At 71.6% G+C, this 13,958-nt stretch carries 10 protein-coding genes; 5 read left to right on the forward strand and 5 right to left on the reverse strand.

The features are described from left to right. Window positions 1–86: 86 nt before the first annotated feature. Window positions 87–911 carry a GntR family transcriptional regulator gene (locus ABZ656_RS50790; protein ID WP_360278530.1) on the reverse strand — a complete coding sequence of 275 codons (825 nt, stop codon included), beginning with the start codon at window positions 909–911 and terminating at the stop codon, window positions 87–89. Between the two features lie 174 nt (window positions 912–1,085). Between ABZ656_RS50790 and ABZ656_RS50795 the strand changes: the two genes are divergently transcribed. Together ABZ656_RS50795 and ABZ656_RS50800 are read left to right on the forward strand one after the other, a co-directional pair. Beyond that, complete coding sequence (locus tag ABZ656_RS50795) at window positions 1,086–1,964, forward strand: (2Fe-2S)-binding protein (protein ID WP_360278515.1); 879 nt, start codon at window positions 1,086–1,088, stop codon at window positions 1,962–1,964. A gap of 317 nt (window positions 1,965–2,281) precedes the next feature. Then, window positions 2,282–3,331, forward strand: a complete 1,050-nt coding sequence (locus tag ABZ656_RS50800; RefSeq protein ID WP_075031095.1) for a DUF2637 domain-containing protein — start codon at window positions 2,282–2,284, stop codon at window positions 3,329–3,331. Between the two features lie 64 nt (window positions 3,332–3,395). Here ABZ656_RS50800 and ABZ656_RS50805 read toward each other — a convergent pair whose 3' ends face one another. The 3 genes from ABZ656_RS50805 to ABZ656_RS50815 form a co-directional block, all read right to left on the reverse strand. Next, on the reverse strand, window positions 3,396–3,878 hold the full coding sequence (locus tag ABZ656_RS50805) for an ATP-binding protein (protein WP_248003192.1): 483 nt from the start codon (window positions 3,876–3,878) through the stop codon (window positions 3,396–3,398). Between the two features lie 466 nt (window positions 3,879–4,344). Continuing rightward, a complete protein-coding gene (locus ABZ656_RS50810) occupies window positions 4,345–6,087 on the reverse strand; it encodes a pyruvate dehydrogenase (RefSeq protein WP_101401648.1) in 1,743 nt (580 codons plus the stop codon). Window positions 6,088–6,170: 83 nt separating this feature from the next. Continuing rightward, window positions 6,171–7,979, reverse strand: a complete 1,809-nt coding sequence (locus ABZ656_RS50815) for a PP2C family serine/threonine-protein phosphatase (protein ID WP_360278520.1) — start codon at window positions 7,977–7,979, stop codon at window positions 6,171–6,173. A 459-nt stretch (window positions 7,980–8,438) separates the two neighbouring features. On the opposite strand from ABZ656_RS50815, the gene ABZ656_RS50820 reads away from it, so the two are divergent. From ABZ656_RS50820 to ABZ656_RS50830, 3 genes are all read left to right on the forward strand, one after another. Continuing rightward, the gene (locus ABZ656_RS50820; protein ID WP_351705758.1) at window positions 8,439–9,419 is read left to right on the forward strand and encodes a helix-turn-helix domain-containing protein; all 981 of its coding nucleotides are present in this window, start codon (window positions 8,439–8,441) and stop codon (window positions 9,417–9,419) included. 36 nt (window positions 9,420–9,455) lie between these two features. Further along, window positions 9,456–9,938, forward strand: coding sequence for a DUF456 domain-containing protein (locus ABZ656_RS50825; RefSeq protein WP_101401645.1), 483 nt, complete (start codon window positions 9,456–9,458; stop codon window positions 9,936–9,938). A 151-nt stretch (window positions 9,939–10,089) separates the two neighbouring features. Next, the gene (locus ABZ656_RS50830) at window positions 10,090–12,402 is read left to right on the forward strand and encodes a glycoside hydrolase family 95-like protein (protein ID WP_360278524.1); all 2,313 of its coding nucleotides are present in this window, start codon (window positions 10,090–10,092) and stop codon (window positions 12,400–12,402) included. On the opposite strand, the gene ABZ656_RS50835 is transcribed toward ABZ656_RS50830, so the two are convergent. Further along, entirely contained in the window at window positions 12,399–13,652 is a 1,254-nt protein-coding gene (locus tag ABZ656_RS50835) for an SGNH/GDSL hydrolase family protein (protein ID WP_360278527.1), read from the reverse strand. The genes ABZ656_RS50830 and ABZ656_RS50835 overlap by 4 nt on opposite strands. Between the last annotated feature and the right edge of the window lie 306 nt (window positions 13,653–13,958).

The following is a 13,958-nucleotide window of genomic DNA, read 5'->3' on the forward strand; positions in this document are numbered from 1 at the left end:
CGTACTGGACGTACTTGGGCTTTCGGCCGGTGCGGCGAGAGTGCGTGCCGGGCGTCGCGACGGGGCGAACGTTGCCTGTTGCGGCACTAGCTGTCGGCGAAGTGCTCTCGTACGAGGGACTGGACGACCGGGAGGTCCTGGGCGGTCAGGGCGTCCAGGAGGGCGATGTGCTCGGCGGCGTCGGCCATGAGGTCCGCGCGCCCGCGCGGGACGGGGCCGCCGGCGAGGGGCCACTGGGCGCGGCGGTGCAGGTCGTCGGCGAACTGTACGAGCTGGTCGTTGCCGGCGAGGGCGAGGAGCGCGCGGTGGAAGGCGCGGTCGCACTCGGCGTAGGTGGCACGGCACCCCGCGGACGCGGCACGCGCCGCCGCCTCTGCGAGCGGGCGCAGTTCGGCCCAGCGCGCGGCGGGCACCGTGCGGGCGAGGCGCAGCACCACCGGCACTTCGAGGAGGGCGCGGATCTCGGCGAGCTCGGCCAGTTCGCGCGTCCCGCGCCGGACGACCCGGAAGCCCCGGTTCGGTACGACCTCGACGGCGCCTTCGAGGGCGAGCTGCTGCATCGCCTCGCGTACGGGCGTGGCGGAGACCCCGAAGCGTTCGCCGAGCACGGGCGCCGAGTACACCTGGCCGGGGGCGAGCTCGCCCGCGACGAGGGCGGTGCGCAGGGCGTCGAGGATCTGCCCGCGGACCGAGGCCCGCTGGACCACGGGGCGCGCGCTCTCCACGCGGGGGTGCGGGACGGGCGGCTCGCTGTGGGTGTGCTCGCCCCGGGCTCCGGAGGCGGACCGGGACTCGTCCGAGGCGACGCCCCGCTCCCGCTCGACGTCCGCCGCCCGCGCCTGTGCGGGCACCCGGACGGACGCCGTACCGATGTCCGGGGCCGCTGACCCGGTGGAACCGCGCGCGCCCAGCGAACCGGCCTGCTCCACGGGGTCCTCCTCCGGGCTTGGTGGTACTTGGGGGTCATTGCGGCGGTTGTTACCCGTCCGTCAAGCACCATAGGCGCACATGGCCCCAGTTCAAACATCCGACATCGAGGGTAAGGTAAGCCTAACCTGTCAACGATCGTGAAGCGGGGTACCCGTATGTCCGCTCCCGCCCTGGCCACAGGCGCCCCGGGCCTCGCCGACGCCCACCCCGCCCGCTCGGCCGTCACGGACGCGTACACCCGGCTGACCGAGGTCTTTCCTGAGCTGAGCGTGCGGGAACTGGGGCAGGAGGAAACGGCCCCGGAGGGCGACGGCTGGGTCGGCGCCGCCGGGCTCACGGCGGGCGGGGCCGACCTCGACACCTTCCTCGCCTGGGACGAGGCGCAGATCATCAGGGACTACGGACAGCGGGCGCGCCCGGACGTGGTGGCGAGCTTCGGGCTGCACCGGTACGCCTGGCCGGCCTGTCTGCTGATCACCGTCCCGTGGTTCCTGCTGCGCCGGGTGCCCCGCCTCCCTGTGGAGCGCGTCACATTCCAGCGCACGCTCGGCCGGATGGCGGTCCGGGTCGAGGAATTCGCCTGCCTGCCGGGCGACCCGGCGGCCCTGCTGCCCGGCGCCCGGGTCGTCCCGGACGAGGAGGCGCTGCGGGCCGAGGTACGGGCGGCGGCGGCCGAACACCTGGAGCCGGTCCTCGGCGGCTTCGGCCCGCGCATGCGGCGCCGCGGCCGGGCCCTGTGGGGCATGGCGACCGACGAGGTCGTCGAAGGCCTCTGGTACGTCGCCGAGCTGCTCGGCGAGGAGCGGCGCGCGCTGCGCGAGCTGGAACTGCTACTGCCGGGGGCCACCCGGCCGTACGTCGGATCCGCCGCGTTCCGTGAACTGAGCGGCCCGAACGGGGAGTCCCTTCCCATCCGCGACCGGGTGAGCTGCTGCATCTTCTACACCCTGCGTCCCGAGGACACCTGCGTCAACTGCCCGCGCACCTGCGACACGGACCGCATCGCCAAGTTGACGGCCACCGCGACGGATTGAGCGCCGACCCCGCCGCACGGACGGCCCCCCGGGTGCTCTAAGATCAACTCCGATTGAGACTCCCGGCGGGTGCCCGACAGATGACAGGCACTTCACAACTTCCTCACTTGTCGCAGGAACTTTCCGTAGAACCATCCGTACGGGTAATCTTATTCGCACTCAGCTCCCGTCCCTCGCGCGGCAGTTCGAGCAGAATGTCGCCCTGCGCATCCCCTTGCACTCTCTTGGCGGCCTCTTGCCCCGAAACCCCCTGAGGGTCGACGGGCGTGGGCCAATATGGCGGGCGTTACGCCCTATCCCAATGCAAGGGACCCCAGATGAGATTGACCGACATATCGCTGAACTGGCTGCTTCCGGGCGCCGTTTTGCTCCTGGGACTGCTGGCGGCGGTGGCGGTGCTCGCGCGCAGCAAGCGGTCCGGGGAGAACGCGAGCAGCAACAACGACGACTCGTGGGAGCGCAGCGAGGAGCGTCGCAGGCGTAAGGAAGCCGTCTACGGCACGGCCTCCTATGTGCTGCTGTTCTGCTGTGCCGCGGTCGCCGCGGCGCTCTCCTTCCACGGCCTCGTCGGCTTCGGCCAGCAGAACCTCGGACTCACCGACGGCTGGGAGTACCTCGTCCCGTTCGGTCTGGACGGCGCGGCCATGTTCTGCTCCGTCCTCGCCGTGCGCGAGGCCAGCCACGGTGACGCGGCGCTCGGCTCCCGGATACTCGTGTGGACCTTCGCCGGTGCCGCCGCCTGGTTCAACTGGGTGCACGCTCCCCGCGGTGTGGACCACTCGGGCGCTCCCCAGTTCTTCGCGGGCATGTCCCTGTCGGCCGCCGTGCTGTTCGACCGGGCGCTGAAGCAGACCCGCCGTGCCGCGCTGCGTGAGCAGGGCCTGGTCCCGCGTCCGCTGCCGCAGATCCGTATCGTCCGCTGGCTCCGCGCGCCCCGTGAGACGTACAGCGCCTGGTCGCTGATGCTCCTGGAGAACGTCCGCACCCTGGACGAGGCGGTGGAGGAGGTCCGCGAGGACAAGCGCCAGAAGGAGCAGAACCGCCTGCGCCGACGGAACGAGGAGCGGGTCGAGCGGGCGCACCTCAAGGCGCTCAGCCGCGGTCACCGGGGCCTGCCCGGCCGTGGTGGCGGTGGTGGTGGCCGGCAGCAGCTGGAGACGACCGTGGAGCGTGCTCCCGCCCAGGCCACCGCGGAGCCTGCCATAGCGCCGGAGCTGCCCGTACGCTCACGGCCCTCCCTTCAGCCGGTCCGCAAGAGTGGTGACCCGATCACGGTCGATCTCACCGCGGAGGACGACACGATGGCCCTGCCGCGGCTCGACTCCCTGGAGCGCAAGCTCAAGGACCTGGAGCAGCAGTTCGGCTGAGACACCGGGGTGGTCCGGCCGTTGAACGGCCGGACCCCGGACAGGAACTACGGCGGCGCGGTGACTACACCGCGCCGCCGTCCAGTTCGAACCAGACCGACTTGCCCACGCCGTGCGGGCGTACCCCCCAGGCGTCCGCGAGGGACTGGACGAGGACGAGGCCTCTGCCGTGCGTACCGTCGTCGGCGATCGGTACCCGCAGCCTGGGCCTGCGTCCCACGAAGTCCCGTACCTCCACGCGGAGTCCGCCGGGTCCGACGGTGGCCGTCAGGACCGCGTCGTGGTCGGTGTGGATGAGGGCGTTGGTGACGAGTTCGCTGGTCAGCAACTCGGCTATCTCGGACTTCTCCGGCTTCCCCCAGTGCCGTAAGAGTTCCCTCAGTGCTTTGCGTGCCTCCGGCACCGCCCTTAGATCGGCCCTGGCCAGCCGCCGCCTGAGCTGCGCGGCGGCCGGGTCCCTCGCGCCGTCGGTCGCTTCTTCCTCCACTGCCTGTGCCGAGGAGGCCCCGATGGCCACGGGACCGCCCCCTCGTACCTGCCTCTTCATGACCCCCGCCTGCATGCCGATGTCGGGTTCCCCTCCTGATCGAACATGTTCACGGGAATCCATGCCCCATCGGCGACGCGGCAGTCATGTCGAATGGTCAACCACCAGCCATTCCCGAGCGGAAGCACGGCATCGCGCCGGAACGGTGCCCTGTGGGGCGCCACAGCCCGTACGCCAGGACTCTCCGGGCCCGGCTCGCGCGACGGTGACCCGTCCCGTGAAAAGCCCCGCTTGCCCTGCCCGGCACCTGCTCGAGGCCTGCTCGAGGCGCACGGTACGGCCGACGCATCCCCCTGGCCGGGTCCGCGAGGGGGAGGTGAGCCGGTGCGCCCCCGCGCACGGCGACGGCGCTCCCGGCGGGCCCGCGCCACCCGGCGCCTCCTCCTCCCGGGCGTATTGACCGTGAGCGCTCGGTCCGTCTACCGACTCTCGGCTGCGGCTATGGCCGTACTCGACGGGGAGCCGGTCAGGGACGCGGCACGTTGCGCAGGTTGGAGCGGGCCATCTGCACCATCCGGCCGACGCCTCCGTCCAGGACCATCTTCGACGCCGACAGGGCGAACCCGGTCACCATCTCCGCGCTGATCTTCGGCGGGATGGACAGGGCGTTGGGGTCGGTGACGATGTCGACGAGAGCCGGGCCCTTGTGCTTGAAGGCGGCCTTCAAGGCGCCGGTGAGGTCCTTGGGCTTCTCGACGCGCACGCCGTACGCCCCGCACGCACGCGCGACGGCCCCGAAGTCGGGGTTCTTGTTCGTGGTCCCGTACGACGGCAGCCCGGCGACCAGCATCTCCAGCTCGACCATGCTCAGGGCGGAGTTGTTGAAGAGAACGACCTTCACGGGCAGGTCGTACTGGACGAGGGTGAGGAAGTCGCCCATCAGCATGGAGAACCCGCCGTCTCCGGACATCGAGACGATCTGCCGGCCCCGGTCGGTGAACTGGGCCCCGATCGCCATCGGCAGCGCGTTCGCCATCGAGCCGTGCGAGAACGAACCGATGACCCGGCGGCGGCCGTTGGGCGAGATGTAGCGGGCCGCCCACACATTGCACATCCCGGTGTCGACCGTGAACACCGCGTCCTCGTCGGCGAGTTCGTCGAGGACGGAGGCCACGTACTCAGGGTGGATCGGAACGTGCTTCTCGACCTTGCGCGTGTACGCCTTGACGACACCCTCGAGCGCGTCCGCGTGCCTCTTCAGCATCCTGTCGAGGAAACGGCGGTTCCCCTTGGGCTTCACCCGGGGCGTCAGACAGCGCAGGGTCTCCTTCACATCGCCCCACACCGCCAGGTCCAGCTTGGAGCGGCGGCCCAGACGCTCGGGGCGGACGTCGACCTGGGCGATCTTGACGTCGTCCGGGAGGAAGGCGTTGTACGGGAAGTCGGTGCCGAGCAGGATCAGCAGGTCGCACTCGTGGGTGGCCTCGTAGGCGGCGCCGTAGCCGAGCAGACCGCTCATACCGACGTCGTACGGATTGTCGTACTGGATCCACTCCTTGCCCCGCAGCGCGTGTCCGACCGGGGACTTGACCTTCTCCGCGAACTCCATGACCTCGGCGTGCGCGCCCGCCGTGCCGCTGCCGCAGAAGAGCGTGACCTTGTCGGCCTCGTCGATCATCGCGACGAGCTTGTCGATCTCGGTGTCGCCGGGGCGGACGGTGGGCCGGGAGGTGACGAGGGCGGTCTCGAGGGCCTTGTCCGGGGCCGGCTCGGAGGCGATGTCGCCCGGGAGGGAGACGACGCTGACGCCCGACTGGCCCACCGCGTGCTGGATCGCGGTCTGCAGCAGTCTCGGCATCTGCTTCGGGTTGGAGATCATCTCGTTGTAGTGACTGCACTCGCGGAAGAGCTGGTCCGGGTGGGTCTCCTGGAAGTAGCCGAGACCGATCTCGCCGGAGGGGATGTGCGAGGCGAGGGCGAGGACCGGGGCCATGGAGCGGTGGGCGTCGTACAGACCGTTGATGAGGTGGAGGTTGCCGGGGCCGCACGAGCCGGCGCAGGCGGCGAGTTTGCCGGTGATCTGGGCCTCGGCGCCCGCGGCGAAGGCGGCCGTCTCCTCGTGCCGGACGTGGATCCAGTCGATCGCCGCGTTGCGCCGGATCGCGTCCACCACCGGGTTGAGACTGTCGCCGACGACGCCGTACAGGCGCTTGACGCCCGCACGGACGAGGATGTCGACGAACTGCTCGGCGACGTTCTGCTTGGCCATGCTGCACGCACCTCTTTGTGATCCATGGATCCCGCGGGTCCCTTGGTTCAGCCTTTGGGTCCATGAATTCACACGGTGCGCCGTTACGCCTCCCAAAGGGCCGCGACGGTCCGGTCGTCGGCGTATCCCTTGACCCGTACCTGGGTGTCGGCGAGAAACGCGGCGAGGCCGGGCGGCTCGCCCGCCGACCACCGCGCCGTCAGGTGCTCGCAGAACTGCGGTTCGCCGCGCAGGGGCTCCGCGAGGCCGCCGGTGCACAGCAGCAGCGTGTCACCCGGTCGGGCGACGGAGGCGCGGAAACGGAAGGGTTCGCGGGGCGGTTCGGGAGCCGGCTCGTACGGGCTCGGGGGCGTGGTGATGCCCAGGTCCATGGTGAGCCGGTCGCCCTCGGGGGTCTCGTGCGGCAGTGAACCGAAGCCGACCACGGCCTCGCCGGTGGTCTCGGCGACCCGCGGCTCGATGTCCTGCCACTCGCCGTCCCGCAGCCGGAACAGGCCGCCGGCGCCGACTCCGAAGAAGACGCGTGTACGGCACTCGGGGTCCCCGGTGAGCAGCAGACAGCGCAGGCCGGCGGTGTACTCCTCGGGTTCGACGCCCTGTTCGGCGGCGCTCGCGCGCAGCTTGCCGAGGCTGCGGTCGGTGAGCCGGTGCAGGCCCGACTTCAGGTCGCCGCGACGGGCCGCCCTTATGTCCTCGGCCAGCCGCGCGTGGTTGCGGCCCACGGCGCGCCCGATCCACCGGCACGCCTCGGCCGCCGCCCGGTGCGCGCCGGGGGTCGCCCGGGCGCCGGTCGCCATCGCCACGAGCACCAGCGCGTGCTCACCCGCTCCGAAGCGGGCGGTGAGCAGGGAGTCCCGGCGGGGCTCGCCCCTGAAGCGCGCGGAGTCGCCGCGCACGGAGGCCGCGCGCAGGGTGCTCGCCCCGTAGCGCGCCCCGTCCAGGACGGTGTCGGCGACCAGGTCGTCGAGGTCGTCCGGGTCGGCGGGCGGGAGAGCCGTGGGCTCGGCATCGTAGGTGGGCGGGCCCGAGCCGACGTGGTCGACGTGGGGTGGCTGGTGGGGGACGGTGAGGACCGGCTCGGGGGGCGGCGGGGCGGGGAGGGCGTCCACCGGGGCGGCTGTGCCGGGCGGGGCGGGATCCGGCGGCGCGGTGGGGCGCGGTGGCACCGCCGCGCCGGGCGATTCCCTGGACGTACGGCCGCGGAGCGACTCGGCGTGCAACCCGGGCGGCGTCGGTCCCGGCGGGAAGGCCCCGGGGGTCGGCGGTTCGGCGGGCGGGGGTTCCCAGGGAGTCGGGGGCTCTTCGCCGACGCCCGAGGAGCCGGGGTCCGCACCACTCCGGGAGAAGCCTGTGGCCTCGCTGCTCCACCAAGGGCCGGGCGCCGCGTCGGCCGACGAGGGGCCGGGATCCTCCCCGCTCCCCGAGGGACCCGGGTACCCGCCCCACGAAAGGTCCGGGTCCCCGCCACCAGGAGAGGGCTCGGAGTCCTCCCTGCCTCCCGAGACGCCAAGGTCCCCGCCACTCCGCGAGGAGCCGGCGTCCGCGCTCGTCGACGGGGTCAGGTTCTCGGCGGGCCGGGCCGGGTCGAGGAAGCGGTCGGGTGGGTCGGACCGGGGCTCGCGGTCCCAACGGGGGGCGAGGCGGCGGCCCAGTTCCTCGCCGCGCGGGATGGCGCCGCCGCCCCGTTGCTCCGGGACGACGGGCGACCTGTCCCGCTCGGGCGGCACGGCCCGAGGCGCGGACCCCGATCCCACCGTCCCCGCGGCCGACGCGAAGCGGTCGTCGAGGGAATCGGCCGCGGGCGTGGGCCCCGTGTCCCCGGTGGAGTCGTCGTACAGCTGCCCCCACCAGTCGTCCTCGTGACCGGTAGGCCTCTCCCCCTGCTGGCTCATGCCCCTAATTGTCCACCGCGAGAGCCGGATGAAAACGGGGCATCCGGAAAATCCGGCCATAGGACTGGTAGTCGAACGACGCATCGGGTGACGTATCGGATGGCCGTACGAGTGCGGAGGGTTGAAGAAGCGTCGGACGTCGCGTCGAAGCCGCCGGACGATTCCACCCCCCACGGGAGAACCGCCCGGCGGCGCCCTGAGTGTGACCTGCTTCCCTGAGGTTCCCCTGTGACGCGCGCTGTCGCGCTCCCCGAGGTGCCACTCCCAAGATCACTCCGCCCGCGTCCACGCAGGCCGATCCGGCCCAAACCAGGCATTACAGGCGACTGTTGCTATCGCGGTGCCGTGAGCTTGGCAGAGTTACGGGTGCCACGGCGATGATGTGCCGAGGCGGGTTTGCGCCGTGGCCGATTTCCGCCAGGTCACGGCCGGAACGGGATTTGGGGAGGGCATCGCCGCATGCTGGGAGCGATAGGTCTGGACGAGGCGCACGAGTCGGCTTACCGGGCACTGGTGTCCGTGGGCGCCGCCGACGTGCCCGACCTCGCACGGCGGCTCACGCTCGGCGAGCACGACACCGAGCGCGCCCTGCGCCGACTGGAGCGGCACGGTCTCGCGGCCCAGTCCTCGGGCCGCCCGGGACGCTGGGTCGCGGCGCCGCCCGGCGTCGCCCTCGGCGCACTGCTCACCCAGCAGCGGCACGAGCTGGAGAAGGCGGAACTGGCGGCCGCCCTGCTCGCCGAGGAGTACCGCGCCCAGGCCACCGAACCCGCCGTGCACGACCTGGTGGAGGTGGTGATCGGAGCGGCGGCGGTCACCCAGCGGTTCCTCCAGCTCCAGCTCGGCGCGGCCACGGAGGTGTGCGCGCTCGTCACCGGGAACCCGATGGTGGTCTCCGGGATGGACAACGACGCGGAGGAACAGGCCGCGGGACGGGGCGTCGGCTACCGCGTGGTGCTCGAACGCGCCGTCCTCGACCAGCCCACCGGCCTCACCGAGCTGTCCGCCGCGCTCAGCCGCGACGAGCAGGTACGGGTCGTGGACAAGGTGCCGACCAAGCTGGTGATCGCCGACCGGACGCTCGCGATGGTGCCGCTCACCTCGCACACCGCGGAGCCCGCCGCCCTCGTCGTGCACGCCAGCGGGCTGCTGGAGCTGCTGTCGGGCCTGTTCGAGTCGGTGTGGCGGGACGCGCTGCCGCTGCGGCTCGGCAGCCGGGGCGTCATGGAGCAGGAGCCGGACGGCCCCGACGTCACCGACCTGGAGATCCTCTCCCTGCTGCTGGCCGGGCTGACCGACGCGAGCGTCGCCAAACAGCTCGACCTGGGCCTCAGGACCGTACAGCGCCGGGTGAAGCGGCTGATGGAGCTGGCGGGCGTCACGACCCGGCTCCAGCTGGGCTGGCACGCCTACGAGAAGGGCTGGGTGGCCCGGGACTGACCTGCGCCTTCGCGCCCGCTCAGTCAGGCTGGACAGATGGGAGCGTGGGAACTCCTGCTGGTCGGCGTGGTGATCGTGCTCGGCCTGTGCGGAGTACTGGTGCCCGGTGTGCCGGGGTCGTGGCTGGTCTGGGCCGCGGTCCTGTGGTGGGCCCTGGCCGACCCACGGGCCCTCACCTGGGGCGTACTGGTGGGCGCGACCGTGGTCCTGGTGTTGGCCCAGGCGATCCGCTGGGGGCTGCCGCCCCGACGGCTCCGGGAGGCCGGCGCCACTCCCCGTATGGGCGTGTACGCCGGGGTCGGGGCACTGCTCGGTTTCGTTCTGCTGCCGGTGGTCGGCGCGGTCGCGGGCTTCCTCGGCGGGGTCTATCTCTACGAGCGGCCGCGGCTGGGCGGGCACGGCCCGGCGAAGGCCGCGGTGGGGACGGTCATGCGGTCGGGCGGCTGGCGCGTCCTGACGGAGCTGTCCGCCTGCCTGCTGGTCACGGCCGCGTGGCTGACCGCGGTGATCTGGGGCTGAGCGACCTCACAGGAACGGGAACCAACACATCGGATCTCTCCCTTCATATTGACGGGCTGCAGCCACTTCTCTACGTTGCATCGCGGGATAGCTCCGATGAATCGATGAACCGCCTGAAGTGCAGTCGCTCGAGCCGCCTGGAGGCACCCGCATGCCCAGCCCGTCCAGACGTACCGTCCTCGCCACCGGATCCGCCCTCGGCGGCACCCTGCTCGCCGGAGGCATGCCCACCCAGGCCCGGGCGGCCGGTCGCGCGGACACCTCCGACCCCTGGCGCACCGTCCTCGAAGACGCCGATCTGGTCTGGCAGCGGATGCCGAGGACCTGGTACGAGGGCCCCTACCTCGGCAACGGCTTCCTCGGCTCCGGGATCTACGCCGAACCGGGCGCGGACACCGGTTCCGTCTCGGCCGTGCGCTTCAACGTCCAGCACTCGCAGGTGCAGGACCACCGCCCCGAGTTCGGCTCCCTCTTCGGCCTCGCCCGCCTGCCCATCGGCTGGTTCACGCTGGAACCGGTGGGCGCGATCACGGGGCTGGACTGGCGGCTCGGGCTGCGCGACGCCGAGCTGACCGGCACGCTCACCACGGACAAGGGCACGCTCACGCTCCGCGCCCTGGTGCACAACTCCCGCTCGGTCCTCGCCGTCGAGGTGACCCCCAGCGAGGGCGAGCGCGACTTCCGCTGGGTCTTCCACCCGGCGGACGCGATCAGCCCGCGCGCCGACTTCAAGCCCCTCCCGGACGGCTACCAGGGCAATCCGCCCGCCGAGGTCGCCACACACGACGGCGTCTCCACCGCCGTACAGCCCCTGCTGTCGGGTGGACAGCACGTGACCGCGTGGCGGGAGCGGACGCGGGGCGCAACACGATGTCTGTACGCGCATGTCGCGCACTCGTATCCCAGGTCCACGGCGCTGGGCCGGGCGCTCGCCACCGTGCGCTGGGCGTCGGCGCTGCCGTACGACCTGCTGGCGGGAACCCATCGCGCCTGGTGGCACGCCTACTACCGCAAGAGCTTCCTCTCCCTCCCCGACGCACGCATTCAGCGCTTCTACTGGATCCAGCTCTACAAGACGGCGTCGGCGGCCCGGCGGGACGCGCCCGTGATGGCGACCAGCGGCCCCTGGCTGGAGTCCACGCCCTGGCCCAACACCTGGTGGAACCTCAACGTCCAGCTGGAGTACTGGCTGATCCACGGCTCGAACCACCTCGAACTCGACGCCGTGACCAGGGCGTTGAGTGAGTTCCGGGGCAATCTGTCGAAGGAGGTGGCGGACCGGTACCGCGCCGACTCTCTCGGCATCCCGCGCACCACGGATCCGCAGCTCGTCAACGGCGCGGCGGGCACCCTCACCGGCTACGGCGTCGGCATCCCCGGCCAGGACCCGCCGACTCCCGAAGTCGGCAACCTCACCTGGGCCCTGCACAACGTCTGGCTCAGCTACCGCCACACCATGGACGAGTCGATCCTGCGGGACGTCCTTTTCCCCCTGCTGCGCAAGGCGATCAACTACTACCTGCACTTCCTGGAGCCGGGCCCGGACGGGAAGTTGCACCTGCCAGCCACCTTCTCCCCCGAGTACGGCGGCAACTCGCGCGACTGCAACTACGACCTGATGCTGCTGACCTGGGGCTGCCACACCCTGCTGGAGTCGGCCGAACTCCTCGGCATCGACGACGCGCTGGCGCCGCGCTGGCGCGAGGTGCTGGCCAAGCGGGTGCCGTACCCGACGGACACCAACGGCTTCATGATCGGCGCGGACATCCCCTTCGCGAAGTCGCACCGGCACTACTCGCATCTGCTCGCGGTGTACCCGCTGTACGAGCTGACCGGCCGCACGCCCGACGAACTGGCCCTGATCGAGAAGTCGTTGGCGCACTGGGTGGGCTTCGAGGGCGCCCTTCAGGGTTACACCTTCACGGGCGCCGCCTCGATGTCCGCGCTGCTCGGCAAGGGCGAGGACGCTCTCAAGTACCTCGGTCAGCTCATGACCCGCTTCATCCAGCCCAACACCATGTACAAGGAGTCGGGCCCGGTCATCGAGACGCCGCTGTCGGCCGCCCAGTCCCTGCACGACATGGTCTGCCAGTCCTGGGGCGGCGTCGTCCGGGTCTTCCCCGCCCTGCCCGCCACCTGGGCGGACCTGACGGTCCATGACTTCCGCACCCAGGGCGCCTTTCTGCTCAGCGCGGTACGGAAGGGCGGCGCGACCCGCTGGGTCCGGCTGGTCAGCGAGGCGGGCGCGCCCTGCGTCGTACGGCACGGCATCGCGGCCGCGATCGACGTACGGGACGGGCGGGGACAGCCGCTGCGGTACGAGACGGTCGGCGACGGGACGATCCAAGTCGCCCTGCGTCGCGGCGAGTCGGCGCTGATCACGGCGAAGGGGGACCGCCCGGACCTGACCATCACGCCGGTACGGCCGAACGCGGACGCTCCCCGGTGGGGGCTGCCCGCTTAGGGAAGGAGCGTGTTCAGGTCGATGTCGTCGGCCAGCGCCTGCATCCCGGTGTCGTTGAAGTGGAGGTGGTCGCCGGGGTCGTAGGCGGGGCGGATGCGATGCGGGTCGGCCGGGTCGCGGACGGCGGCGTCGAAGTCCACGACCGCGTCGAAGAGACCGGCGTTGCGGATGAAGGCGTTGACCGTCAGCCGGACCGCCTCGCGGGACTCCGTATAGGCGCCGTATCCGCCGTACGGGGTGATCGTGGCGCCGACGACCCGGATCCCGCGGGCGTGGGCACGCACCACGATCCGGCGGTAGGCGTCCTCGATGGCGAGGGGGTCCGTCTGCTCGGGCGTGCCCTTGATGTCGTTGATGCCCTCCAGCACGATCATCGTGCGCACCCCGGCGCGGGAGAGGACGTCGGCGTCGAGGCGGGTCAGGGCGCTCGGGCCGCCGCTCTCCTTCAGGAGGCGGTTTCCGGAGATCCCCGCGTTGAGGACACCGAGCCGGCGGTACGCGGGGAGCATGCGCAGACGGGCGGCGAGCAGGTCGGGCCAGCGGCGGTTGGCGCTGGACGTCGAGCCGGTGCCGTCGGTGAGGGAGTCCCCGATCGCGACCACGCTGCCCGCGGCGGGAGCGCCCAGTACGTCGACACCGGTCACGTAGTACCAGTTGCCGAGGGTGACGGTGTACGCGGTGCCGGGCTCGTCGGCGGTCCGGTCCCCTTCTCGGGCCAGGAAGTTGGTCTGGAACGCGGAGCGGTGATAGGTCGCCGGGCCGGAGTCGGCGGGGGTGTGGACCGAGATCAGGAGGTTGGCGTCGTCGGGGATCGGGAGGCCGACGGGGTCGCTGACCATGTCCTGCCCCACGGGGATCGTCACGGACCGGCGGCCGGCGAACGTGGCGACGCGCAACGACCCCGGGTCGGCGTTCGGGCTCATGGGCCTGCCCCACTCCTGCAACGCGACGGTGACGGCGTCGAGTTGGAGTGGTGCGGTGCCGAGCCGGTTGGAGACGCGGATGCGGGCGGCGCTGCCGCCGACGCTGGTGTGCACGACGTTGCGGATCGAGGCGCCGGGCAGGGCGGGGGCGGTTCCGGAAGGGGCGGTCTCCCAGGTACCGGTCCACTGCGCCTGATCGCTGCCGAGGCCGCGGTCATGGCCGGTGAGGGGGGTGGACCCCGCATCGGCGCTCGCGGCCGGCGGGACGAGCGTCAGAACGGTCACCAGGGCGGTGAAGAGATGACGAGCCTTGATCACGCGGGTCATACGGGATCGCTTCCCTGATTGTCGGGCCGGTCAACGAAAGGTCACACCGTTGGCCGTCCCCACTCACCCGCACCACGGATTCGTAGGACCTATCGTTCGATTCGCCGCCGTACTGTCGCCAAGACGCGCCGGACCAGGTACGGGCGTCCTTCCCGAGCCTGCGCCGATCATTCCGAACCGGGCGGCGTCCGAACCGCTTTGGGGCGGGAGACCTAGGCCCTGTCGTCAAATTCCCGTCCGCCCCGCGACGCCATGCACGCACTCTCACCGCACCAGGCACAGACCCAAGTACGTCCAGTACGAGGG

The organism is Streptomyces sp. NPDC007095 (genome assembly GCF_040634475.1).
Lineage (GTDB): Bacteria > Actinomycetota > Actinomycetes > Streptomycetales > Streptomycetaceae > Streptomyces.